The sequence below is a fragment of the Polynucleobacter sp. AM-25C3 genome (genome assembly GCF_018882335.1).
Lineage (GTDB): Bacteria > Pseudomonadota > Gammaproteobacteria > Burkholderiales > Burkholderiaceae > Polynucleobacter.
In genome coordinates this window covers 1-25372 of sequence record NZ_JACVOS010000015.1, presented here as the reverse complement: position 1 = coordinate 25372, position 25372 = coordinate 1, and the positions used below count along the sequence as shown (strand labels likewise).

The 25372-nt window shown below is 47.2% G+C and carries 25 protein-coding genes and 1 riboswitch; of the genes, 11 read left to right on the top strand and 14 right to left on the bottom strand.

Features of this window, described 5'->3' with window-relative positions:
• Position 1: 1 nt before the first annotated feature.
• Both ICN12_RS09705 and ICN12_RS09700 read right to left on the bottom strand, forming a co-directional pair.
• Positions 2 to 1327, bottom strand: coding sequence for an amino acid permease (locus ICN12_RS09705; protein WP_304608774.1), 1326 nt, complete (start codon positions 1325 to 1327; stop codon positions 2 to 4).
• 272 nt (positions 1328 to 1599) lie between these two features.
• On the bottom strand, positions 1600 to 2382 hold the full coding sequence (locus ICN12_RS09700; RefSeq protein ID WP_216272304.1) for a tRNA threonylcarbamoyladenosine dehydratase: 783 nt from the start codon (positions 2380 to 2382) through the stop codon (positions 1600 to 1602).
• A 22-nt stretch (positions 2383 to 2404) separates the two neighbouring features.
• Here ICN12_RS09700 and pdxH point away from each other — a divergent pair, with 22 nt between their 5' ends.
• Complete coding sequence (pdxH, locus tag ICN12_RS09695) at positions 2405 to 3040, top strand: pyridoxamine 5'-phosphate oxidase (RefSeq protein WP_216272303.1); 636 nt, start codon at positions 2405 to 2407, stop codon at positions 3038 to 3040.
• Between the two features lie 31 nt (positions 3041 to 3071).
• Here pdxH and msrA read toward each other — a convergent pair whose 3' ends face one another.
• A complete protein-coding gene (gene msrA / locus ICN12_RS09690; RefSeq protein ID WP_216272302.1) occupies positions 3072 to 3644 on the bottom strand; it encodes a peptide-methionine (S)-S-oxide reductase MsrA in 573 nt (190 codons plus the stop codon).
• Positions 3645 to 3695: 51 nt separating this feature from the next.
• Here msrA and ICN12_RS09685 point away from each other — a divergent pair, with 51 nt between their 5' ends.
• The gene (locus tag ICN12_RS09685) at positions 3696 to 5099 is read left to right on the top strand and encodes a coniferyl aldehyde dehydrogenase (protein ID WP_216862182.1); all 1404 of its coding nucleotides are present in this window, start codon (positions 3696 to 3698) and stop codon (positions 5097 to 5099) included.
• A 21-nt stretch (positions 5100 to 5120) separates the two neighbouring features.
• On the opposite strand, the gene leuE is transcribed toward ICN12_RS09685, so the two are convergent.
• A complete protein-coding gene (leuE, locus tag ICN12_RS09680; protein ID WP_216272301.1) occupies positions 5121 to 5786 on the bottom strand; it encodes a leucine efflux protein LeuE in 666 nt (221 codons plus the stop codon).
• Positions 5787 to 6039: 253 nt separating this feature from the next.
• Between leuE and ICN12_RS09675 the strand changes: the two genes are divergently transcribed.
• Positions 6040 to 7629, top strand: a complete 1590-nt coding sequence (locus ICN12_RS09675; RefSeq protein ID WP_216272300.1) for a DEAD/DEAH box helicase — start codon at positions 6040 to 6042, stop codon at positions 7627 to 7629.
• A 2-nt stretch (positions 7630 to 7631) separates the two neighbouring features.
• Positions 7632 to 8204, top strand: coding sequence for a chorismate--pyruvate lyase family protein (locus tag ICN12_RS09670; RefSeq protein WP_216272299.1), 573 nt, complete (start codon positions 7632 to 7634; stop codon positions 8202 to 8204).
• Here the strand turns inward: ICN12_RS09670 and ICN12_RS09665 are convergent.
• Positions 8201 to 9010 (bottom strand): uroporphyrinogen-III synthase, encoded by an 810-nt coding sequence (locus ICN12_RS09665; RefSeq protein ID WP_216272298.1) that lies wholly within the window; start codon positions 9008 to 9010, stop codon positions 8201 to 8203. The two genes, ICN12_RS09670 and ICN12_RS09665, sit on opposite strands and share 4 nt — an antisense overlap.
• Positions 9011 to 9031: 21 nt before the next feature.
• A complete protein-coding gene (gene hemC / locus ICN12_RS09660; RefSeq protein WP_216272297.1) occupies positions 9032 to 10012 on the bottom strand; it encodes a hydroxymethylbilane synthase in 981 nt (326 codons plus the stop codon).
• 43 nt (positions 10013 to 10055) lie between these two features.
• Here hemC and argH point away from each other — a divergent pair, with 43 nt between their 5' ends.
• From argH to ICN12_RS09645, 3 genes are read left to right on the top strand one after another with little or no spacing between them, the layout of a single operon-like run.
• Positions 10056 to 11474, top strand: coding sequence for an argininosuccinate lyase (gene argH / locus ICN12_RS09655; protein WP_216272296.1), 1419 nt, complete (start codon positions 10056 to 10058; stop codon positions 11472 to 11474).
• A gap of 5 nt (positions 11475 to 11479) precedes the next feature.
• The gene (locus ICN12_RS09650; protein ID WP_216272295.1) at positions 11480 to 12031 is read left to right on the top strand and encodes a TRAP transporter small permease subunit; all 552 of its coding nucleotides are present in this window, start codon (positions 11480 to 11482) and stop codon (positions 12029 to 12031) included.
• Positions 12028 to 13560, top strand: coding sequence for a TRAP transporter large permease (locus ICN12_RS09645; protein WP_216272294.1), 1533 nt, complete (start codon positions 12028 to 12030; stop codon positions 13558 to 13560). Before ICN12_RS09650 ends, ICN12_RS09645 begins: the two co-directional genes overlap by 4 nt.
• A 23-nt stretch (positions 13561 to 13583) precedes the next feature.
• Here the strand turns inward: ICN12_RS09645 and ICN12_RS09640 are convergent, their stop codons facing one another.
• The 5 genes from ICN12_RS09640 to ICN12_RS09620 all read right to left on the bottom strand — a co-directional run bounded on the left by ICN12_RS09640 (position 13584) and on the right by ICN12_RS09620 (position 17998).
• Positions 13584 to 13847, bottom strand: a complete 264-nt coding sequence (locus ICN12_RS09640; RefSeq protein WP_216272293.1) for a Txe/YoeB family addiction module toxin — start codon at positions 13845 to 13847, stop codon at positions 13584 to 13586.
• Positions 13837 to 14094: a type II toxin-antitoxin system Phd/YefM family antitoxin gene (locus ICN12_RS09635; RefSeq protein ID WP_216272292.1), complete on the bottom strand. Its 258-nt coding sequence runs from the start codon at positions 14092 to 14094 to the stop codon at positions 13837 to 13839. Before ICN12_RS09635 ends, ICN12_RS09640 begins: the two co-directional genes overlap by 11 nt.
• Positions 14095 to 14212: 118 nt before the next feature.
• Entirely contained in the window at positions 14213 to 16480 is a 2268-nt protein-coding gene (locus ICN12_RS09630; protein WP_216272291.1) for an arginine/lysine/ornithine decarboxylase, read from the bottom strand.
• A 67-nt stretch (positions 16481 to 16547) separates the two neighbouring features.
• Positions 16548 to 17114 (bottom strand): dCTP deaminase, encoded by a 567-nt coding sequence (gene dcd, locus ICN12_RS09625; RefSeq protein ID WP_041484826.1) that lies wholly within the window; start codon positions 17112 to 17114, stop codon positions 16548 to 16550.
• A 41-nt stretch (positions 17115 to 17155) separates the two neighbouring features.
• Entirely contained in the window at positions 17156 to 17998 is an 843-nt protein-coding gene (locus tag ICN12_RS09620) for a formate dehydrogenase accessory sulfurtransferase FdhD (protein ID WP_216272331.1), read from the bottom strand.
• Positions 17999 to 18136: 138 nt separating this feature from the next.
• Between ICN12_RS09620 and metG the strand changes: the two genes are divergently transcribed.
• From metG to panC, 4 genes are all read left to right on the top strand, one after another.
• Positions 18137 to 19807, top strand: coding sequence for a methionine--tRNA ligase (gene metG, locus ICN12_RS09615; protein WP_216272290.1), 1671 nt, complete (start codon positions 18137 to 18139; stop codon positions 19805 to 19807).
• Between the two features lie 150 nt (positions 19808 to 19957).
• Complete coding sequence (locus tag ICN12_RS09610) at positions 19958 to 20146, top strand: DUF3460 family protein (RefSeq protein WP_216272289.1); 189 nt, start codon at positions 19958 to 19960, stop codon at positions 20144 to 20146.
• Positions 20139 to 21020, top strand: coding sequence for a segregation and condensation protein A (locus ICN12_RS09605; protein WP_216272288.1), 882 nt, complete (start codon positions 20139 to 20141; stop codon positions 21018 to 21020). The genes ICN12_RS09610 and ICN12_RS09605 overlap by 8 nt, the downstream gene beginning before the upstream one ends.
• Positions 21017 to 21868, top strand: coding sequence for a pantoate--beta-alanine ligase (panC, locus tag ICN12_RS09600; protein ID WP_216272287.1), 852 nt, complete (start codon positions 21017 to 21019; stop codon positions 21866 to 21868). The genes ICN12_RS09605 and panC overlap by 4 nt, the downstream gene beginning before the upstream one ends.
• Before the next feature lie 135 nt (positions 21869 to 22003).
• On the opposite strand, the gene ICN12_RS09595 is transcribed toward panC, so the two are convergent.
• From ICN12_RS09595 to ICN12_RS09585, 3 genes are all read right to left on the bottom strand, one after another.
• Complete coding sequence (locus tag ICN12_RS09595; RefSeq protein WP_216272286.1) at positions 22004 to 22288, bottom strand: hypothetical protein; 285 nt, start codon at positions 22286 to 22288, stop codon at positions 22004 to 22006.
• 173 nt (positions 22289 to 22461) lie between these two features.
• The gene (locus tag ICN12_RS09590) at positions 22462 to 23307 is read right to left on the bottom strand and encodes a hypothetical protein (protein WP_216272285.1); all 846 of its coding nucleotides are present in this window, start codon (positions 23305 to 23307) and stop codon (positions 22462 to 22464) included.
• Positions 23308 to 23568: 261 nt separating this feature from the next.
• On the bottom strand, positions 23569 to 24828 hold the full coding sequence (locus ICN12_RS09585) for a D-amino acid dehydrogenase (RefSeq protein ID WP_216272284.1): 1260 nt from the start codon (positions 24826 to 24828) through the stop codon (positions 23569 to 23571).
• Between the two features lie 151 nt (positions 24829 to 24979).
• Positions 24980 to 25068: riboswitch (glycine riboswitch) on the bottom strand.
• Positions 25069 to 25372 lie beyond the last annotated feature (304 nt).

Genomic DNA, 25372 nt, shown 5'->3' with positions numbered 1-25372 from the left:
CTTATTTGAATTCACGACTCAGTTTTGTTTTGCGATGCAAGCCAACGATGTAAAACATGGCGAGATACACACCTAATAAACACGGACCCAAGACCAAAGCAATCCGTGCATCCTCATGAAAGCCCATTAACACCACTACCAAGGCAATAAATGCCAATGCGAACCACGAGGAATAAGGCCACCATGGCGTGCGATATGCCAATTCGGCAACCTGGGCTTTTGTGAGTGAGCGGCGAAATTGGATTTGGGTAATCAAAATAGCGATCCACACCATCAATCCAACAAAGGTCACTGCGGCCATGATGTATTGAAATGCCTTATCCGGAACAAAGTAGTTCAGCACTACCCCAGTCATGCAGACTGCCACAGTCGCCATCACCGCACGATGGGGAACGCCATACTTTGATAACTTAGCAAAGGGGGATGGCGCATAGCCATTCACCGAAAGCGCATACAACAGTCGTCCACCACTAAAGATGCCTGCATTGCAAGATGACAAGGCTGCGGTAATCACCATAAAGTTAATGATGCCGGCAGCTTCACGCAATCCAATGCGCTCAAACATCACTACGAAAGGACTACCTTGTTGTCCAACTTCATTCCAAGGGAAGATCGCCAGGATGACGAGAATTGCACCCATGTAAAAAATCAAGATGCGCCACGCCAATGAATCAATCGCCATCGGAATCGTTTTGCGTGGATTCTCAGCTTCACCTGCAGATAAACCAATCATCTCAATTCCAACGTAGGCAAATAAGACCATCTGTAAGGAAAGCAACATACCGCCAACACCGTTTGGAAAGAAGCCGCCGTGCTGCCATAGGTTACTCAAGCCAATTGGATTCCAGTCATTAGTAAAGCCAAAGAAAATGACCGAACCACCCAATGTAATCATGGCAACAATAGCGACTACTTTGATTAAGGCAAACCAAAACTCAAACTCGCCAAATACTTTGACGGCGATGAGATTGATTAAGCCCATCATCAAGATAGAAGACAGGGCCCATATCCACTGAGGTGTTTCAGGAAACCAAATGCCCATGTAAATACCCACAGCAGTCACTTCAGCTATTCCTACGACAATCCAATAGGTCCAGTAGCCCCAGCCCACCATATACCCCGCGAGAGGGCCAACATAGGTATTGGCATAAGCTGCAAATGAGCCTGCAACTGGCTCATGTACTGCCATCTCTCCTAGGGTGCGCAGCACAATGAAGGCAACGATACCAGCCAACAGATATCCCAACAAGATGGAAGGTCCTGCGATTTGGATCGCACTTGCCGAGCCTAGAAATAATCCAACACCGATAGTGGACCCCAAAGCCATCAGGCGAATGTGCCGGACTTTAAGGTGGCGCTGTAAACCAGTTTGTTCAGTCTGCAAAAGAGACCTCCTTTCGATTTGTCGTTGGTAAGTCACCAACGAGGCAAAGTCTATGGAGGACTGCGCATCTACACTAGGGGATAGAAATACCCAAAGTACCTAAACAAATAAATGTGATGCACAAAAAATGAGCTAGCTTGATGAGTACAAGCCTAAAGAGGAATTAATAAATTTGGGATGACAGCAGAATCCGTAATTTCCTACAGGGATTGCCCTTAAGGATTTACGGATGGTTTTTCAATCACTGCTGATTGGGCAGCAATGAGATTTAAAACTTCTGCGGCAGCAGCTAGGCCACAAGCAGCAGTCACCATCACTGTAGAGCCATAGCCAGAACAAGCAAGGCCGCCACTAGCAACGCCTGCGCGAGGTTCATGAGAATAGATGGCGCGAATACCAATTTTTTTCTTGAGATTTCTAGAAAAGCCATGGTCCTGCCTAAGACCTTGACGTACCTTTGCTAGCAATGCATCTTGCTCGGTTCGTGAAAGATCATCGCAACGCACAGAAGTCGGCTCTGATTTTCCGCCAGCTGCACCACACATGACTAAGGCACGTTCATTCTTATTCGCCCAAACTGCTAAAGCAATTTTGGTTTGCACTGAATCTGTTGCATCCAAAACGATTGCATCTGACGGAATCAACACATCTAGATTTTCTGGCTCTAAAAACGCATCATGGGTAGTGAGTGTGATCTCAGGATTAATGTGTCGGATACGATCAGTCATGGCCTGCACCTTGGCCTTACCATACTCACCCTCCAGTGCATGGAGCTGACGATTGGTATTGCTCTCAGCAATATGATCAAAGTCGATTAAAACAAGATGTCCAATCGCAGTCCGCGCCAATGCTTCAGCGGCCCAAGAGCCCACCCCACCCAATCCCGCAACTACGACTGTGGCATGACGAAAACGTTCACGTAACTCCGGACCGTATAGGCGAGCTACACCCCCGAAACGACGATCATCCAAACTGCCTTCTAACTTGTCTTCTGTCATAGCTTCTCTTTATACTGAAAATATGGACTCCATTGCTCAACTCCGCAAAAACTACACCTTCGGTCAGCTTTCAGAAACTGAGGTTCCACCCAATCCATTGACCTTATTTCAGGTCTGGTTTGACCAGGCAATCAAAGCAGAATGCCCAGAACCCAATTCCATGACTTTGGCTACCTCTGATAAAGCTGGTAATCCATCAGCTCGTATTGTCTTACTAAAAGGCGCGGATGAAGCTGGCTTTACCTTCTTCACCAATTACGAAAGCGAAAAAGGCAAAGACTTAGCTGTCCGCCCTCACGCTGCCTTGTTATTCCACTGGCACGAACTGGAGCGTCAGGTTCGCATCAAAGGGGTGGTTGAGCGAGTAAGCGCTGATGAGAGCGATGAATACTTTAATTCTCGCCCAGCCGCCTCCAGAATTGGAGCCTGGGCTTCACCACAAAGCGCTGAGATTCCGAATCGAGAATTTCTCGAAGAAGCTGAAAAACGTTTCGCAGTAGACTTTGGCGACCAAGCACCGCGACCAGCGCATTGGGGTGGATATCGCTTACGCCCTACTGAGATTGAGTTTTGGCAAGGTCGACCTTCACGACTGCATGACCGCATTCACTATCAACTCGAAGGTACTAGCTGGCGTATTGCTCGCCTAGCACCATAAAAGAGAGGCCAAAGAATTGAGTCAAGTTGCCCTAGTGAAACTCTGGGGCGATTAAAGATTGAAACTTTGCTCTGAATTTTGCTAGCTTAGGGGCAACGACTGCTATGCAGTAGCCCTGCCCTGGGTGCTGACGAAAATAGTTTTGATGGTAATCCTCGGCTGGATAAATGACCGGTGCCTCGTCAATCTGAGTAACGATAAGGCCCGAATAAATCTTCCCCTCTTTTAGTTCATTTACAAGCTCATGCGCTGTTGCACTTTGACTCTCGCTATGGGTAAAAATAACTGAGCGATATTGCGTGCCATGATCATTGCCTTGATAGTTCAAGCTTGTTGGGTCATGAATAACAAAAAAGATTTCTAATAAATCACGATAAGACACTATCAGCGGGTCAAAATACACGTCGACGATTTCAGCATGGCCCGTTTGGCCCGTGCAAACAGACTCATAGTCGGGGTTTGGGGCAAGTCCCCCCGCATATCCCGACACCACCGCACTAACCCCAGAAATTTGCTGATAAACCGCTTCTAGGCACCAAAAGCATCCCCCGCCCAAGGTGGCACGCTCTAGATGGGATGGATTTTTATGGTTGATTTGGCTCATGGCTTTATCCTAATGCCTTATTCAATCGTTTGCTTGCCTTACACAAACCCAATGTCCATAAATCGCTTCACACTCCAATTAGATGAAATCAAAGCAGCTTATGCTGCGGAACCAAACCCCACGCTAGAGGTTCGCCTGGAGCGAATTGGGCGTATTGAGCAAATGATTGCCGCCAATGAAGAGAAAATCTGCAAAGTCTTGGCCGCAGACTTTGGTACCCGCCACTCGATTGAAAGTCGACTCCTTGAATTTCAAATGATTTATCAGGCATGCAAGCATGTTCGCAAACACTTAAAAGAATGGATGAAACCCCAGCTGGTTTCAACTCCGGGATTCTTGGGCTCGTCTCATGCTTGGACACAAATGCAATCCATGGGTGTAGTGGGCATCATGAGCCCCTGGAATTACCCTGTTCAACTAGCCCTTGTTCCAGCTATCGCAGCCTTTGCGGCTGGAAATCGCGTTTGGCTCAAACCATCAGAAAGAAGTTCGCGCACCTCTGGATTCTTAGCAACCTTGATTCAGGAATATTTTCATCCTAGTGAGTTTTGCGTCAGTGCGGGCGGAACAGAGGTTGCGGAATCTTTTGCATCACTTCCTTTTGATTATCTCTTTTTTACTGGCTCGGCAGAAATCGGCAAAAAGGTGATGCGTGCAGCTGCTGATCACCTCACACCCCTCACCCTAGAATTGGGTGGAAAGTCCCCAGCGATTGTCAACTCCTCAGCCAAACTAAAAGATGCTGCGGCTAGCATTGCTTACGGCAAACTAGTCAATGGCGGTCAAACCTGCATAGCGCCTGATTACGTATTGATCCATGCAAGTGACTGCGATGCGTTTATTCAAGAGCTACAGCATGCAGCCCAAAAACAATTTGCCAATCCAGAAGAATTGACTAGTGCGATTGACGGGCATCAGCTCTCACGCTGGCATCAGCTGGTTCAAGATGCGATAGATCGTGGGGCGCAAGCAATCCCCCTCATTTCTTCCGCGGAAAATAGCTCGCCACCCTTCATACCTGTCGCACTCTTAAATGTTTCTGAAGATGCACTCATCATGCAAGAAGAAGTTTTCGGACCGATTCTTCCAATCGTGGCAATCAACGATATTGATTCAACAATCCGCTACATCAATGAGCGTCCATTGCCACTAGCGCTGTATTGGTTTGGCAAGAACAAGGAAGTGATGCAGCGCATTCTGAATGAAACGCGTTCTGGTGGCGTGACCATTAATGACACATTGCTGCATGCTGGGATTGAAGATTTGCCTTTTGGTGGTGTTGGTGCCAGCGGTATGGGTGCTTACCATGGCAAGGTAGGTTTCGATACATTTAGTCATCGCAAGTCTGTTTTAGAGGTTCGCGGCTTCTTTGGCCTTAATTTATTGCGCGGCACCCAGTTGGCAAGACCGCCTTACGGCAATGGCGTTGAGCGTTTATTGCGTTGGCTTAAATAGAAACTATTGGAAGACCCGCGACTACAGCAACATTTTTCCGGCGAATCCAATTAGCAACGCGCCAACAACAAACCAAAGAACCGCTGCGTAATGCGGATGCTTTCTGAAGAAGCTCAAGAAAAATTGCCCGGCGAAGATAAGACCCGTTAAGTAAGTCATGCTCACTACTTGCAAGACAAAAGCCAAATACAAAAATGTGTGTGCTGGATGCGCATATTCTGGCTGAATAAATTGCACGAAGAATGAAACAAAGAAAAAGATTGCCTTGGGATTAGTTAAAGACAATGTCAGTGCAGCTATGGACGGATGCAAGGCATCTAAATAATTGACACCCCCATCCGCAGCGGTCGCAGCTTGAGTACCGCGCCAACGTTTCATACCATCGCGAATAAAACCATAACCCATCCACGCCAAGTAGGCGGCGCCGAGCATGCGAATTAGATTAAAGATCGAGGGCGATGAATTAAGCAAAGTTGCAGCACCCAATGCAACCCCAATCATCAAGATGGCATCGCCCACAAAAATTCCTAGCGACGCCCATACCCCAGCACGCCAACCCTTTAGCGAGGCAATCGTCAGCACATAAAGGGAGTTCGGGCCAGGAAATAAGATGGTGAAGATCACGCCCACGAGATATGCGGGGAAATCAACGATGCCAACATTTGAGGGTGAAATGAACCAATCCATTACCCCCATCATAATTAAATTCGGGAAAACCCTTGTAATTACCTTCTTAAACTGCCATAATAGGAAGCTTTTTTAAGCAATTTGATTCATCGCCCCCCAGCTATATTTCAGCGTACCGTTTAGAAGTCATAAACACCGAAGTTCAAAAAACGCGCTGCCGCCTGTCTGATGGTCGATGCCTTTGACCATCACACTCAATAAAAAACAAAGAGTGTATACACGGAGACATCCCTTGAAGGGGATGTGTAATAGCATGACTTTTTCTAAAGAAACTAATCACGAGTCTAAAGACTCAAAGCCCGCTGGAACCGAGTTCCAGTCTTTTGCCCTCGCGGCCTCACTCCTTAAAAACGTTGCTGAACTGGGTTATACCCAAGCTACCGAAGTGCAAGCTCAGGTTATTCCTGCAGCTCTCGCTGGCGGTGACTTATTGGTCAGCAGCCAAACTGGTAGCGGTAAAACCGCAGCCTTTTTATTGCCTTTGATTAATCAACTCATTGAAGACAACCCAAACAGCTCGCCTGCATCAGGCCGCGCACAACCTAAAGTGTTAGTGCTCTGCCCTACTCGTGAATTAGCTCAACAGGTTTCAGCAGATGCAGTGAATTTAGTTCGCGGCATGAAAGGTATCCGTATTGCAACCGTTATGGGTGGCATGCCTTATGGCAAGCAAATCCAAGCACTGAAAGGTGCAATGTTAGTTGTCGCTACTCCTGGTCGTTTGCTCGACTTGACCGACAGCAAAGCAATCCACTTAGGTGATGTCAAACAACTCGTGATTGATGAAGCCGATCGCATGCTCGACATGGGATTTGCGGATGATCTCGAGGCAATTGACAAGCGTTGCTCTGGTCGTAACCAAACCTTGATGTTCTCTGCCACTTTTGCACCAAAGATTATGTCTTTGGCTAATGAGTTGACAACTAACGCTAAGCGTATTGAGCTTGCTCATGCTGGCGAAAAGCACGCAAACATTGAGCAGAAGCTGCACTGGGCTGACAGCATGTCACACAAGCATAAATTGCTCGAACACATTTTGGCTGACGCCACTTTGGATCAAGCGGTTGTGTTTGCAAGCACTCAAATTGAAAGCGAAAAAATTGCTGATACCTTGCGCGCTAATGGTTACGAAGCTAGCGCCTTACACGGTGCTATGCCTCAAGCTGTTCGTATGCGTCGTCTTGAATCTCTTCGCAAAGGTCACACCAAAATTTTGGTTGCGACTGACGTAGCAGCTCGCGGTATTGATGTGCCACGTATTAGTCACGTGATTAACTTTGGCTTGCCAATGAAACCAGAAGACTATACGCATCGCATCGGTCGTACCGGTCGTGCCGGTCGCAATGGTGTTGCTATCACCTTGGTTGAACATCGTGATCGCGCCAAGATTCGCAATATCGAACGCTTTACACAGCAAGACATCGTTGCTTCAGTCATCGCTGGCCTCGAGCCACAAGCCAAGCCTAGCTTTGGTGGTGGCGGCGGTCGCCCTGGTGGTGGTCGCTCCGGTGGTGGTTTCGGTGGTGGCGGTCGTTCTGGTGGTGGCGGTGGTGGTCGTTATGGTTCTGGTGCTCGTTCAGAGTCTCGTTCTGGTGGCGGGGGCGGTGGTAACCGCTCTGGCAATCATTTCGAATCTCGCTCTGGCGATTCCCGTCCATCCGGTGATTCACGTCCCTCCGGTGATTCACGCCCTGCTGGCGCCAATCGTTTTGCTGATTCACGCCCTGCGCGTTCTGGTGACTCTCGTCCAGCACCACGCTCTGGTGACTCACGTCCATCCGCTGGTCCACGTTTTGCTAAACCCAAAACTGGCGGTCAACGTAGAAGCTTTAGCGGCAACTAAAAATGGTTCACCGTCGTCGTCTCCGTTCTGCATGGAATCGAGTCGATTCCGGTGAACTACATCAAGCGCCACGCAAGTGGCAGCCTTGGCTTAGCGACACTGGTTCCTTAACCCAAAAAATTGAACGTGCAATCGGACAAAAACTAGAAGTGCTAGTGTTGCGAGATTGCCGGCAAGACCTAAATAGCGACGAGAGTCGCTATTTTCATTTCAAGATCAAACGTTGTCGCATACGTGAAGTACTACTCTGCGCTGACGGGATTCCACTGGTCATGGCACACAGCATTATTCCAAGTACTAGCTCTAGCGGTAGTAACCATGAAGTTCTGCGCTTAGGCAGAAAACCTTTAGGAGCAGTACTGTTTGCAAAAACGCGTATGCACTCCAAAAAGAAACCGCTTCGTGAAATTACCCGCCTGGATAAACACAGCCCATTATGGAAAAAGTGCTTTAAGCAGTATCCAGAAATCCCATCAGCAAGCTGGGCAAGACGGACGCTATATGAACTTAAGGGGCATCCACTCTTGGTGAGTGAGGTGTTTCTCCCTGCACTACTGAACTACTCAATAGATTAAATAGATAGCCAAGCTTGCGATGCTGCTATCAAGGCATCATCGCCAGGCTCACAGGTAAACACCACTCCAAAGCCGATTTGCTCAGCTGCATCGGCAATATTGTGATGTGGGCAAATCGCCGTCGCGAGATCTAGCGGCAATTTAGCCTGACCTAAATAACGTACCGCCTCAGATGAGCTTAGCAACCAAAGTGACTGCGCAAAATCCACCTCATGAATGTCTTGCCAGGCAGGGCTATCAAGATCGAGAGATACGCGTGCATACACTGAAATTGCCTCAATCTGTGCGCCTGCATTTTTTAAAGTATCCGCCAGCCAATCTCGACCGCCCTCACCTTTAAAAATAATCACTTTCTTAATAGACCAATCCCAGTTCAGCTTCTGCAGTTCAGCCCACAAACCCTCAGAGTCCCATTGCGTATTGTCTTGAGGAAGAATGACTTTCGTGGGGCTACTCTCAATACCAATGCCATGATTTTTAAGGGCTGCCATACTACTGCCACCCATCACCCCAATAGGTATCGGGTGATTCGATAGATCCTGCCAAGATTTTTCGAGTAAGCGCATCGTGCATTCAATTGCATTAGGGCTTACGAAAATTGCTAGGTCTGCAGATTGCAGGATTTCACTTATCTGATGAGCTAAAACGCCACCACTCTTTGGAACAATAGTGAGCAAGGGTAAAGAAATAATTTTGGGAGAATTCTCTTTAGTGATACCGTTCTTGAGCAGGCTTGCTTGTAGCGCCTCTGACAATTGACGTGCCTGACCACTCGGACGGGTAATGACAATGGTCTTGGTGCTCATGACGATTTGTCTTGCTGAGATTTACTGGGGCAAACCGTTGGGCAGCAAACGCTCAGCGCCTTGCGAAATCAGATCTTGTGCAACGAGGAGACCTAAAGCCTCTGCGTCTTCAAGACTCTTTACGAAACCTTGAGCGCTGGCCAAGCAACTTGCAGTGCCATCCACGCTGGCGACAAAAGAGCGGATATGCATTTGATCTTGATCCCAAGTGGCATAAGCAGCTAAAGGAACCTCGCAAGAGCCGCCCAATTGACGCGACACCATACGTTCGGCAGAGACTGCATATAAAGTGGGTAAATCATTGAGTGGAGCAAGCCACTCTTTAATGCTGGGGTGCTTGCTGAGAGTTTCAATTCCCAATGCACCTTGCCCAGCTGCAGGCGTATATGGATCAATCGGCAATAGTGTCCGAATCCGGCTTTCCAGACCGAGGCGCTTTAATCCTGCAGCGGCCAAAATAATCGCCTGATACTCGCCACGATCTAACTTACCCATGCGGGTATCTAAATTACCACGCAGAGGCTGAATTTCTAGATGCGGGAACTTGGATCTGAGAACTGACTCCCGACGCAAGCTAGAGGTGCCCACTACCGCACCTTTTGGCAAATCTTCCAGACTGGCATAGTCATTAGAGACAAATGCATCATGCGCATCCTCTCGTGCCATTACACAAGACAAATCAAAGCCATCTGGCATGACCATGGGGACGTCTTTTAAGGAATGAACCGCCAAATCAGCCCGGCCATCTTCCAGGGCAGTTTCTAGTTCCTTAACAAATAAGCCCTTTCCACCGACTTTAGAGAGCGCTTTATCCAGTATTTGGTCGCCGCGGGTGGTCATCCCCAAGATCTGTACGTCGCATTCTGGGTAGAGCTTTTTAAGGCAATCCCGGACATGTTCCGCTTGCCACATAGCAAGCCGGCTCTCGCGGGAGGCGATTACAAGGCGCTTAGGAGCGCAGGGGATAGTGGATGCAGAGCTAGAAATGGGGGTTTGGGACATAACATTTAAAATAATCAAAGACCTACACCAATATACTGCGTTTATGAGCTCATCAAAAAATTCCCTCGCCAACAAAGCCCAAGCTTGGTCGGCCCGTTTTACTGAACCCGTCGACGAACTGGTACAGCGTTATACCGCCTCTATCGGCTTTGATCAACGATTTGCCTTAGTGGATATCGCTGGATCTTTGGCTCACGCTGAAATGTTAGCCACCCAAAAGATTATTAGCGCGCAAGATTTAGCAGATATTCAAAAGGGGATGGGCCAGATTAAAGGCGAAATCGAGGCTGGTGAATTTAACTGGCAACTCGCCCTAGAGGATGTTCACCTCAACATCGAAGCCCGCCTCACTGAGTTGGTTGGTGATGCCGGCAAGCGTCTGCACACTGGTCGTTCACGTAATGACCAAGTGGCAACCGATTTGCGCCTGTGGTTGCGTGACAGCGTTGATCAAATTGCAGCCACCCTCAAAACTTTACGCATTGCCTTATTAGATCTTGCAGAGACCCACTCTGGCACCATCATGCCTGGACATACTCATTTACAGGTTGCACAGCCAATTACTTTTGGGCATCACTTGATGGCCTATTACGAAATGTTTAGCCGTGATGCCAGCCGCCTAGCTGATCTGCGCGTCCGTTTTAATCGTCTGCCACTTGGCGCAGCCGCTTTGGCCGGCACTACCTACCCGATTGATCGTGAGCAGGTTGCTAAGACACTTGGGTTTGACGGCATCTGCAATAACTCTCTAGACGCAGTATCTGATCGTGATTTTGCGATTGAGTTCTGCGCCTTTGCATCCATCCTAATGATGCACGTCTCGCGCCTGTCTGAAGAACTCGTACTTTGGCTTAGCCCACGCTTTGGTTTTATTGATCTACCAGATCGCTTCTGTACTGGCAGCTCCATCATGCCGCAAAAAAAGAATCCAGATGTACCGGAGTTAGCTCGCGGTAAGACGGGTCGTGTTTATGGTGACTTGATTTCTTTATTAACATTGATGAAGAGCCAGCCATTGGCATACAACAAAGACAATCAAGAAGATAAAGAGCCCTTGTTTGATGCAGTAGATACTGTGCAAGATACTTTGCGCATCTTCGCGGATATGGTTCCCCATATTCAAGTTAAAGCGGACGTCATGAAAGCAGCTGCAGAAGAAGGTTTCGCAACAGCTACCGACCTCGCCGATTACTTGGTTAAAAAAGGTTTAGCATTCCGCGACGCCCATGAGGCTGTAGCCCATGCGGTGAAGGCATGTGTTGGTCGCAACTGCATGCTCACCGATTTAACACTTCCTGAATTGCGCTTTGCTTGTGGTTTGGATAACCGCCCTGAGCTGATGGGTGATGATGTATTTGCCCTATTAACAGTGGATGGCTCAGTGAACTCACGTCAGCATGCTGGTGGAACCGCTCCAACACAAGTGCTCGCTGCAATCAAACGGGGTCGCGCAGATCTCTAGATCGCATGGGTTTTTGGGGAACACTCTCATCAGGAATTGATCGCTTAAATGAATTCCTAGGCAAGATAGCCAGCATCATGATCCTGTTATCTTGCGTGGTTTCTGCAACTAACGCCCTTCTGCGTTACGGTTTAGACATCAGCAATAACTGGCCACTGGAATTACAGTGGTATCTGTTTAGCGCAGCTGTCATGCTGGGCGCCTCATACACCCTCAAACGTAATGAGCATGTTCGAGTGGATTTAATCTACTCGCAACTTTCCGATCGAGGCCGAATTTACATTGATCTCTTTGGCTTGATATTGTTTTTGATGCCCGCTTGCATCTTATTTACTTGGCTATCTTGGACTACCCTGTTTTATCCGTCATGGTTGGTCTCGGAGCATTCACTCAATGCGGGTGGTTTGTCGCGCTATCCCATTAAATTTATTGTGCCGTTTGGTTTCTTTATGCTGAGTCTGCAAGGCTTATCGGAAATTATTAAACGCATCGGCGCCCTCAATGGTAAGGACATCTTGCCGGCCGCTGATCTTCATTACGAAAAGCCCATGCAATGATTCCACTTGAATGGATGCCACCGCTGATGTTTGGCGGCCTGATCGTATTTATGTTGATCGGCTTTCCGGTAGCATTTTCTCTGATGGCAGCTGGCCTCTTTTTTGCTGGCATCGCCATCAGCGAGAACTTCTTTGGTATGCCATTTCTGCAAGCCATTCCACAACGCATTTTTGGCAGCGTGCTCGCCAATGATCTCCTTTTAGCCATCCCCTTCTTCACTTTTATGGGAGCGATTCTGGAGCGTTGCGGTCTTGCCGAAGAAATGCTGGACTCCATGGGTCAGCTCTTTGGACGCATTCGGGGTGGCTTAGGTTACTCGGTGATTATTGTGGGATTTATTCTCGGGGCGATTACTGGCACGGTAGCCGCTCAGGTGATCGCTATGGCCATGATCTCACTACCGGTGATGATGCGTTATGGTTACAACATGCGCTACGCTACGGGCGTTTTGGCGGCTTCTGGGACCATTACGCAGCTAGTACCCCCTTCTTTGGTACTCATTGTGCTGGCAGATCAACTGAAAACACAAAGTGGTAGCGCGGATGTGGGCAGCATGTATCTGGGTGCCTGGGGTCCATCTTTACTGCAAATTGGTCTTTTTGCGCTCTACACTTTTTTCCTTTCCCGCTTCAGACCAAACTATCTCCCCGCCGCCCCAGAAAATGAACTCACCCTCAAAGGCTGGGCCCTCTGGAAAAAATGCCTCATGGGAATCATTCCTTCTGCGGCACTGATTTTCTTAGTGCTGGGAACCATCATGACCGGCATTGCCACACCAACCGAGTCTGGTGCTATGGGTGCAATGGGTGCACTACTCTTGGCTTGGATACGTAGAGCAAGCATTCCTAATCTCAAGGGGCTGATTCAGGAGGCCTATCAAAATACGATGCGCATCACTGCCATGGTGGTTTTCATCTTGATTGGCTCAACCTGCTTCTCGGTGGTATTCCAAGGGGTTGACGGCGGGTTCTGGGTAGAAGAATTATTTTCAAATCTACCTGGCGGTTGGATTGGTTTCTTGGTCGTCGTGAACTTGTTTGTTTTCTTCTTGGCATTCTTTTTAGACTTCTTTGAGATCGCCTTCATCGTGGTACCTATGCTGGCACCTGTCGCAGTCAAACTACTGGCGCCAGTACTGCTCGCCTCCATGAATGGCAATCCCCAAGCTGCAGCTAGCGCAGCACTGGTTTGGTTTGGCGTGATGCTGTGCGTGAATATGCAGACCTCATTTATGCATCCGCCTTTTGGATTTGCGCTCTTCTATTTGCGCGGCGTAGCACCTAAAGAAGTCAAGAGTAGCGATATTTACTGGGGGGCATTACCTTGGGTTGTTCTACAACTTATCATGGTCGTTGTAGTCGCGGCATTCCCAGCACTAGTCACTACCTTTCTGGATAAGCCTGCAGCAGTAGTGCAGAGTCAAGACTTTAACTTTACAGGCGGCGATGATGGTAAGTCAGATACGTCACCGAGCAAGATCGATGAAGATGCGCCGGTGGTCTTTCAATTGGATAAGCCAGTTAAGTAACTACCTCAACATGCGACATAGCGCTACTCGTAGTGATATCGGCAGGCAATGACAACGATCTGATCTTTTTCAATCGCATAAACCAGGCGATGAACATCATCGATTCGCCTTGACCAAAAGCCCGACAGACTCTCACGCAATTCCTCAGGCTTTCCGATGCCCTCCTCAGGACTTCTCATGGCATCTTTAATAATGGCATTAATCCGTCTTAACGTTTTTTTATCTTGCCCTTGCCAATAAACATAATCAGACCATGCAGCAGAAGTCCATACCACCCTACTTAGCATCTATTAGGGCCTTTTCTTTAGTCTGCCCTTTATGGTATTGCGCCAATGATTTCTCCAGATGTTTTACGTTGGCTGGAGATTTTAATAAATGAAGTGTTTCCATCATGCTGTTATAGGTATTCAAGGACATGATTACCGCATCATCAGCATCTCTGCGGGAGATAATGGCTACATCACAATCACTCACCACTTGATCAATCACTTGCTTAAATTGGTTTCTGGCATCAGAAAAATTAATGACTCTCATTGTCAAACCTTACTTGTTCAATATATTGTACAAGTATAGTCATAGACTCAGTTGGGCACAAGTAAAAAAATACCCTGCAAAAGCAGGGTATTAGGATGAGTGGATCGCTCGACCTTGCTTACAAAGTAATATCCGGCTCCTGTCTTACGCAATCCACATAGTACTCGCTACGTCCATCAATATCGCCCTTAACCAATCCATGGATATCCGTTTCAAAGCCAGGGAATTGCTCATTAAAGTCACGGGCAAAGTAGAGGTAGTCGATGATGCGCTTATTGAAGCGCTCCCCAGGAATCAGCAATGGAATACCTGGAGGGTAAGGCGTTACTAGCATTGCCGTAATGCGATCTTCCAATTGGTCCAATGGAACACGATCTACCTCTTTGTGCGCCATCTTCGCCCAAGCTTCTGAAGGCATCATCGCTGGCACCATATCTGAGGTGTACATCTCAGTAGTCATGCGAGCCACGTTACGGCTCTTGTAGAACTCATGAATCTGCTGGCAAATATCTTTTAGGCCAACACGCTCATAACGAGGATGTTTGGCAACGAACTCTGGCAGCACTTTCCAGAGGGGAGCATTCTTATCAAAATGGTCTTTGAATTGTTGTAGCTCAGTTACCAAAGTATTCCAACGACCCTTGGTAATGCCGATCGTAAACATGATGAAGAATGAGTACAGACCGCACTTCTCAACGATCACACCATGTTCAGCCAAATACTTAGTGACGATGCTCGCCGGAATACCCATGGAACCAAAATTACCTTCGATATCCAAACCAGGCGTCACTACTGTCGCCTTAATTGGATCGAGCATGTTGAAGTCTTTTGCCACCTTGCCAAAGTCATGCCAGCTAGCGCTTGGCTCCAAGATCCAATCAGAGCGCTCACCAATACCTTCTTCGGTTAAGTGATCGGGACCCCATACATTGAACCACCAGTCAGCACCAAACTTATCATCCACTTCGCGCATCGCACGACGGAAGTCCATTGCTTCAGCAATCGACTCCTCCACCAGCGTAGTACCGCCAGGAGACTCCATCATGGCCGCAGATACATCACAAGACGCGATGATGGCGTACTGAGGACTCGTGGAAGTGTGCATCAAGTAAGCCTCATTAAAGCAATCACGATCTAACTTGGTATCTTCTGCATCCTGCACCAATACCTGCGAAGCTTGTGAAAGGCCAGCCAACAACTTATGGGTAGATTGGGTAGCGAACATCAAACTCTTTTTAGTGCGCTTGCGATCAGAACCAATCGCGTGCATATCTTTATAGAAAGGATGGAAGGCGGCATGAGGCAACCAAGCTTCATCGAAATGCAATGAGTCTACCCTGCCATCGAGCATCTCTTTGATCATCTCGACGTTGTAAATAATGCCGTCGTAGGTACTTTGCGTGAGCGTCATGACGCGTGGCACTACATTTTTATTCTTAATGAATGGATTGGCGTCAATTTTCTTCTTGATATTCGCCCACTCAAATTCTTCTTTCGGAATCGGGCCAATAATGCCCAGATGATTACGGGTAGGCATCAAGAAAATAGGAATCGCACCCATCATCGTGATTGAATGAATCACCGACTTGTGGCAATTGCGATCGACCAGCACCACGTCACCAGGAGCAACAGTAGAGTGCCAAACAATTTTGTTTGAAGTAGAGGTGCCGTTTGTTACAAAAAACAAATGATCGGCATTAAAGATACGCGCAGCATTGCGCTCACTTTGCAATACAGGGCCAGTGTGGTCCAACAACTGCCCTAATTCTTCAACTGCATTACATACGTCAGCGCGCAACATATTCTCACCAAAGAATTGATGGAACATACGGCCTACTGGGCTCTTTAAAAAAGCAACGCCACCCGAATGTCCCGGACAATGCCAGGAGTAAGAACCTTCGGAAGCGTAATTAGTTAAAGCGCGGAAGAATGGAGGCGCTAATGAGTCAAGATAAACCCTTGCTTCGCGAATAATATGGCGCGCCACAAACTCTGGCGTATCTTCATTCATATGAATGAAGCCATGGAGCTCGCGCAAGATGTCATTAGGCATGTGACGTGAGGTACGTGTTTCGCCATATAAGAAGATCGGAATATCTTCATTACGCTTACGTACCTCAGTAATAAAAGCGCGTAAGTTATTTAAGGCAGGCAAATCATGGTCTTCAGAATCAGAAACAAACTCTTCGTCATCAATCGAAACAATAAAAGTAGAGGCGCGGGACGCTTGCTGCGCAAAGGATGTCAGGTCGCCGTAGCTAGTCAAGCCAATGACTTCCATTCCTTCGGTTTCAATGGCTTCAGCTAAGTCACGAATACCCGAACCTGAAATATTTTCAGAACGAAAGTCCTCATCAATAATGATGATTGGGAAACGAAATTTCATGAGTACCCTTTAGGTTTACCAAGAAGACAAATAGACAGGCTGAATATAAGCTACTTAAATGAAAGAATTATGTCTTTGGCAAGGTAACACCAACTTGACCTTGGTATTTGCCACCACGATCTTTGTACGATGTTCCGCACACTTCATCACTCTCAAAGAACAAGACTTGTGCACAGCCTTCGCCAGCATAAATTTTTGCTGGTAATGGAGTGGTATTAGAAAACTCGAGTGTTACGTAACCTTCCCACTCAGGCTCGAATGGGGTGACGTTCACAATAATTCCGCAACGAGCATAAGTGCTCTTACCAACGCAAACCGTTAATACACTACGTGGAATCTTGAAGTACTCAACAGTTCTTGCTAAAGCGAAAGAGTTTGGAGGAATGATACAAACTGGGCCCTTGAAATCAACAAACGATTGTTCATCGAAATTCTTTGGATCAACGATGGTGCTATTGATGTTCGTGAAGATCTTGAATTCATCAGCGCAACGAATGTCATAGCCATAGCTTGAAGTGCCGTAGCTCACAATTTTTTGTCCGGCGGCGTCTTGGCGGACCTGCCCAGGTTCAAATGGGCTGATCATGCCTTGCTCGCCCATGCGGCGGATCCAGTGGTCAGATTTAATAGTCATGGCCGAATTGTAAAACCATCGCCAGGCCTATGACCATCAATTTACGAAGAGGCGGGAGGTGAGGTAAAAATTACCCGCTCAGGGACGTTATAAATCTCAAAGTGTTTGCCTGAACAACGAGATAGCAAGGTGAGATTGGTCTTGCGGGCAAGCTCTAAGCCCATCAGGGTCACGCCTGAGCGAGTCAATAGGAATGGAATGCCCATCTGGGCACCCTTGATGACCATCTCTGAGGTGAGACGGCCCGTTGTGAAGAAAATCAAGTCTTTACCAGGCTTATCCGCAAGCCACATCAGACCCGAAATAGAATCTACGGCGTTATGGCGCCCTACATCCTCAATGAAATGGAGTAGGCGAACCCCGTCTTTACCATCCCGCTCAAACACTGCGCAGGCATGAACAGAGCCGGATTTCTTATAAATGGTGTCATGCATCCGAATACTGTCGATCAGCGCCACGATTGCCTCTTGGCTTAACTGGGGGCCATCAGGCAGTCGAATCTCCGACATTTCCTCAATCAGACCACCAAACATCGTGCCCTGCCCGCAACCCGTAGTCACCACCCGCTTGCTGGTTAAGGCATCGATATCAACAGTGCTGCGATGGGTCTTCACAGCAGCAGAATCCGTCTCCCAATCCACCTGAATACTGGCAATATCGTCGGGGGACTCTACTAAACGTTGATTACGCAAATAACCCAGCACCAGAGCCTCTGGGGCGCTACCCAGGGTCATCAAGGTCACGACCTCGCGCTTATCCAAATAGATGGTTAAAGGGCGCTCCCCGGGGATATGCGTGGTCTTGATGCGTCCGGCTTCATCCACGATCTGCACCTCGTGCACCAGTGGCACGGAAGCATTAGACATCTGAATGTTGTGGGGCAAAGCCATAAAACGCCTCTTAAATAGGTTCAATTCAGTATTAACTGTAACCGCAGACTAAAATTAGCGCTGAAGTAAAGGCTCAAGCCCCATAATCTTGTATTCCCATTGGTTGAATTTTTCTATTTAAGTCCGCTTTTCATGAGTAGCTCCAAACGTCGCCTGCTAGTTACCTCCGCCTTACCTTACGCCAATGGCCAGATTCACATTGGGCATTTGGTGGAATATGTCCAGACTGATATTTGGGTTCGTTTCCAAAGAATGCGTGGTCATGAAGTGCATTACGTTGGCGCCGATGACACTCACGGCACGCCCATCATGTTGCGCGCCGAAAAAGAAGGATTAACACCTAAAGAACTGATTGCCAATGTTTGGAAAGAACATAAGCGCGACTTCGACGATTTCTTAATCTCGTTTGACAACTACTACACCACTGATAGTCCTGAGAATGAAACACTTGCTCAGAGTATCTACCTCAAGCTTCGTGATGCTGGCTTAATTGAAATGCGCTCCATTGAGCAAGCCTATGATCCTGTAAAAGAAATGTTCTTACCGGATCGTTTTATCAAAGGCGAATGTCCTAAGTGCGGCGCCAAAGATCAATACGGAGATTCATGTGAAAAGTGTGGAGCAACCTACTCTCCAACCGATTTAAAAAATCCTTTCTCTGTAGTCAGCGGTGCAACACCCATTAAAAAAGTGTCTGACCATTACTTCTTTAAATTGTCAGATCCTCGCTGTGAAACTTTTTTGCGTGAGTGGACTCAAGTAAAGACTCCCTTGCAACCTGAAGCACGCAACAAGATGAAGGAATGGGTTGGACAAGCAGGTGAGAGCAAGCTTGGTGACTGGGACATCTCCCGTGATGCACCCTACTTTGGCTTTGAAATCCCCGATGCTCCAGGCAAATATTTCTATGTCTGGCTTGATGCTCCTATTGGTTACTACGCCAGCTTCCTCAACTACTGCCAGAGCAAGGGCATGGACTTTGAGGAGTGGGTTAGACCCGATACGACTACCGAGCAGTATCACTTCATCGGTAAAGACATTTTGTATTTCCATACGCTTTTTTGGCCAGCAACCCTTCACTTTGCAGGCTACCGCACGCCAACCAATGTATTTGCACATGGCTTCCTCACGGTGGATGGCGAGAAGATGAGTAAATCGCGTGGGACCCTGATCTCTGCGCACAGTGTGATTGAATCCGGCTTTAATCCAGAATGGTTCCGTTATTACTTTGCGACAAAACTCAACGACAGTATGGAAGATTTGGATTTGAATCTCCAAGACTTTGTTGCTAGGGTAAATAGTGATCTTTTAGGTAAATACATCAACATCGCTAGTCGCAGCGCTGGTTTCTTAGTGAAGCGTTTTGGCGGCATTGTTTCTGATGAAGCTATGAACAATCCCCTGCTGACTGAGATTGCATCCGCAAGTGAAAAAATTGCCGAGCTTTATGAAGCCCGCGAATATGCCAAAGCATTGCGTACGATCATGGAGCTAGCTGACAGGGTCAATGGCTTTGTGGATGAAAACAAGCCTTGGGAAATCGCCAAAGATCCAGAGCGTGAAGCTGACTTACAACGAGTTTGTAGCGTCACCTTGGAAGCGTTCCGCTTACTCAGCCTCTACCTCAAGCCAGTGTTGCCACAAGTCACAGCAGGAGTTGAAGACTTCCTTTCCGTGCCTACGATGACATGGAATGACGTTAAAACGCCCCTTTCGAGCCAAAACCCGATTAAAGCTTATAAACACCTAATGACTCGCGTTGAAGCCCCTCAAATCGAGGCTTTATTGGCGGCAAACCTCTAAAAACTAGCCCAAAAGAGCTGATTTCTATGAATTAGCCAAAAAGTCAGCAGGTTTGTAGGAAAAATCGTTAATAATGATGGGCTAGGCAGATAGTTGCTTTGCAGTATTTTTCGTAAGTTATTGAATTAATTGAGAATTTTAGGAAATATGATGGCTAGATATACATCCGAATTCACCCAGTTCTTAAATGAGCTTAAATCTGAGAAACCGCATCTCGAAGCGGGCCAGCAAGCTGGTCGCGCACTCCTTTGGGATAAAGAGCCATTAACCACTGAAGATCAACGCCGCGCCAAGACTGCCAAACTAAAGCAAAGAGCTTACGTTTACTCGAATGACTAACTCAGGTAATACGTTGGGAGCCGAGCCAGGCTCTCAATCCGATTTGCTAGACAGCACCCCATCGGTTACCGATGGCATGTCTTCAGCATTTGCAAAACTATATGGTGAACCATTATTTAAGCTCCCAACAGATCTATACATCCCGCCGGATGCGCTAGAAGTTTTCCTAGAGGCATTTGAAGGCCCCCTCGATCTGTTGCTTTACCTCATTCGTAAGCAAAATTTCAATGTGCTTGATATTCCGATGGCGCAGGTGACCCAACAGTACTTGAGTTATATCGACCAAATTCGTCACCATAATCTTGAGCTTGCTGCTGAGTACCTCTTGATGGCAGCCATGTTAATTGAGATTAAATCTCGCATGCTCCTGCCAATGAAAAAAGCAGATAGCGATGAAGAGGTAGATGATCCGCGCGCAGAACTCGTTCGCCGCCTCTTAGAATACGAGCGCATGAAGTTAGCTGCGCAAGAACTCGATCAAATCCCTCAGCAAGGTCGCGATTTCCAAATTGCCCATGGCTACGTCGATACCACTGTTGCTGTGACATGGCCTGATGTTAATCAAGATGATCTGCAAATGGCTTGGCGTGATGTACTGCATCGCGCGAAACTCAATCAACACCACACCATTACTCGCGAAGAGTTGTCTGTGCGTGATTTTATGACCCGTATTTTGCGTCGCTTACAGAGCGCGCGCTTTGTAGAATTCGGTGAACTCTTTGAAGACGCTATTAAATCTGGCAAAGGCATTCCAGTGGTAATTGTGAACTTCATTGCAATGCTAGAGCTCTCACGTGAAGCCTTGGTGGAAATTACTCAGGCTGAGCCTTATGCACCAATCTATGTTCGACTTGCCTACACCCCTGTTGCATGAAAATCATTAGCGATATACAGGAGTTGCGTGACCACTTACGTGGACAAAATCGCGCCTCCTTTGTGCCGACCATGGGCAACCTTCACGAAGGTCACCTTTCTCTGATGCGTTTGGCCAGACAACATGGTGACCCTGTAGTTGCCAGCATCTTCGTCAACCGACTGCAGTTTGGTCCAAATGAGGATTTTGATAACTATCCCCGCACCATGCAGGCAGATATCGATAAGCTAGAAAAAGAAGGGGTATATATCCTGTTTGCGCCAACCGAGCGTGACTTGTATCCGCAACCCCAGGAGTACCGAGTAGATCCGCCACAGCAGTTAGGCGATATTCTTGAGGGTGAATTCCGCCCCGGCTTCTTTAAGGGTGTTTGCACCGTAGTGCTCAAGCTACTTTCTTGCGTGCAACCTAAGGTGGCAGTCTTCGGGAAAAAAGATTACCAGCAACTGATGATCATTCGTCAGATGGCCAAACAATTTGCACTGCCAGTTGAAATCATTCCAGGCGAAACAGTCCGTGCTGAAGATGGGCTCGCCCTGTCCTCGCGCAATGGCTATCTTTCCACAGTAGAGCGTGCAGAAGCGCCTGAGTTACAGAAAGCATTGAGGGAAGTTCGCGCACGCGTGCTTGATTTAAGTGAGCGTAATATCCATTCGCTTGCCCAGATTGAAAAAATCGCAGTAGACCTTCTTGCCGCTCGCGGCTGGCAACCGGACTACATTGCCGTTCGCCAACAAAGTGATTTAGCACCAGCCTCCAATGAAAGCCTGCAGGCAGGAGAGCCACTAGTCATTTTGACAGCTGCCAAATTAGGCAAAACACGTCTGATCGACAACCTAGAAATCTAATTTCTAGGTTTATGGCCTTATAGGCCGCCAACCTTTAAACAGGTAGCTAACTCGCTTTATCTTCCAAGGAGCATGAATTCTGCGGGGCGGTGTTTAGCGCTTGTGATGAGGCAGTGATATGAGTTTTATAGCTGACTATTTTGCAAGCGGAACAATTGCTCCCGTTGGCGATGGATCTAAGGGGCCATTCACGGTGCCCTCTAAATGCATAATCACGCCATTCTCATTTTCCAAAGTTGATTGGCCACCAGTAATTGGCATAATACTTCCCCCAGTCTTGACATATGTCCCGGCAAACTTCGCTAGATCAGCCAATCCATAGACTTCACCTTTAGCAACTAAATGTGAAGCCCCAATATTATTGGCTCCAATTGTCAAGCCACTCACATTGAATGGGTATTGCTTTCCCTGAAATGACAAAACGCCGCCAGAAGACTCAGCCTGTTGTCCGTAGGCAAAACAAGCACCCTTAAATTAAGTGTGACCGTGCCAGATGGGGCCTGAGTTGCATCAGCGGCATATGCAAAGATACCCCATGCACAGAGACTGATTGCTAGCAGCGTATTTCTAAAAAAATTCATTGAAATTCTCCGTCATTTAAGAATTACTAGCGTGGCCGTGGCTCGAGCACCCCATCCAGAAGGCCCGCCAGGCATGTTGCTAACGTAATACATTGGACCAGCAGCAAATGAAATCGGCACACCATCAAATAGCGATAATTTAGAAACGCCTAAATACAGTGGATTGGTAGTGCGATGGGTGTCATAGTTATAGAGCGCCTCCATGTTAGCCGAAAATGTCCAAGCAGTTTTGGTGGTGTAGGCTGCAAAAGGCTGTCCATACAAATTATTTTGCGTACCAAATGCAGGATTGCCCCCCATACTCCATGATTGATACCCTAGCAAACCATAAGTCCAAGGACCAGCACGATTGAGAACAACGGCAGTAAGGCCTGCACCAGTTTGCTGGGAGCCAAAGTGTCCACTATTACCTGAAGGAGATTGGGCGTAGGGACCAATGCCCAAAATCCAAGAGGAGTTGGTATTAGGGGCATAAAAAGATTCAATAGTGACGCTTGCAATACCATAAGCAGAATAAGGGCGGCCTGTAGCACCCTGAACACTCACTTCACGCACTCCCGCCACGATCGGACGAATAACAAAAATATCACCACCACCTAAATTGAATGGAGTCACCGGTTGAAACAATAAGGTTTGCTCTGATCCACCTTGATTTTTTCCCACCCCACGACTGAATTCATACTGCAATGGCACAGAAATCATGTTGGCAATTGGATTAGCTAACTTCTTAGCAATATCCTCTTTATCGACCAACTCGCTTGCTGGCACAGCATTTGGTACGGCCTGTTGAGCAAAAGCACCGCCAACAAAGGCTAGCGCCATCAGAATGGAAAAAATATATCGAGTAAAGATTTTCATAAAGCCATTGTTACAAAGAATGAGCTAACCATACTTATTAAGTTTGAGTTTTTTGTAACTATACTGAACTTTGTAACAAGGCATATGAAAAGCATATTCGCCTCTGCTGGACCCATAAGGTCGTGAGCTGGCAGTCTGTTATTGACGGCTGAGAGACCAATTAGCCCAAAGCAGACGTCAAATGAAAAAACCATCCGAAGATGGCTTTTTTGCTGCTAAGAACTAGCTAAAAAATGATGGAAATTCTCCGCTACAAATACATTATGAAAATTTATACCCAGGAATAACAGTGGCGCTATCCGTATTTTCACCGTACTGAATAACATCCCCAATCATCTCTGCAGTGCAGGCTGAGAGCGTCCAACCGAGATGGCCATGGCCGGTGTTGTAATACACATTGGGCTTATTGCCCTTACCTACTCTTGGCATCATATTAGGCATCATCGGACGCAAACCCGCCCAAGGAACTACTGAGCGTGTACTGACTTCTGGGAAGCATTGATTGACCCAGTCGACCAATGGCTTAATGCGATCAGCGCGGATGTCTTTATTGATGCCATTGAACTCAGCAGTACCTGCAACCCTAAAACGATCAACTCCAAGACGGCTTGTCACTAGTTTTGTTTCGTCATCTAATAGACTGACATTTGGGGCGCCCTTTTGACTGGCTTTGTCATTCAGATTGACTGTGATTGAATAGCCTTTGACTGGATAAACATTTACTCGATCGCCCAACTGTGCAGCAAGACTACGACTTCCAACGCCTGCGCAAACAACGACATTATCGAAAGTGGGTTGAGTGGTTTCGGTATCGCCCTTAAGCACCAAAGTCACCTGATGTCCGTCAGACCTTACAGAGCTCACTTCATGGTCGTAAATTGTTTTGACGCCCAACTTAGTAGCAGCCTCAGACAATCCATAAGTAAATTTATGAATGTCTCCCGTGGAATCACTTTTGGTGTAATAACCGCCATAGTATTTACCAGCCAGCGTAGGTTCGATTTTCTTCATCTCTTGAGGTGTTACGGCAACACGGCCTAAGCCGCCCTCTGCTAGCATTTTGGAAACCTTACCAGCATGATCAAACCCTGACTTATCGCGATAAATATGCAAAATACCTTCACGCTTTAAATCAAAATCGATGCCTTCTTGTTGCGCCCAAGAAAAGAGATGCTTTCTAGCGGCAATTGCCATATGTGCAGTCTGAATCGTATTGTTTTTATAGTTCGGCATTGATGCTATGAACTCAGCAAACCAAGAAACCTTATGCCAGTCTGGTTTGAGGTTAATTAATAGTGGCGCATCTTTCTTAAAGACCCACTTCATACCCTTCATGATGGTTGACCAATGGTTCCAAACCTCTGCATTGGATGCAGAAAGCTGCCCTCCATTGGCGAACGATGTTTCCATCCCTGAATAACGATGACGTTCAACTAAAGTGACATCGTATCCACGCTTTGCTAAAACATAGGCTGTTGTCACGCCAGTAATACCACCACCAATAATGGCAAATGATTTCATATTGAGATCCAAAAAAACGTCAAGGGTTTCCCATTGCAAATGCACAAGGGGCCCCCTCTGTTCTGGACCTGAGAGATTCACAAATATAAGATATTTGCTTGCTCCTTCGGTGTTATTGGGTGACGAATACCCAATATCTCTTCAGAGTTTGATAATCGTTTCGGTTCTTTTGCCTGAGAGTTTCCGGGGCGGTTGCTCCTTCGGCGTTGCTAAAAAACAATCTCTCCCGAGAACGATTTAAAACTTTTTAATGCCATACCTTCAAATACTGCTTTACTAATTCATTCAAAATATAGCACCAATCATTATATTCCCACCATTAGAGCGGTAGGCTGGGTTAATTTACATTGATTTATAACAAGCTGAATAGTGCTGCGTCATCAGTGCTTGGGCAATACCCCCACCCCTTAACCTGACTTAAAAGTAGAATTTCTAAGTTGTTTGATTTAAAGGAAATTCTATGAAAACCTCCCGCTTTACCGATAGCCAAATCATGGCCATCCTCAAACAAGCCGAGGCTGGCATGCCAGCCCCAGAGCTATGC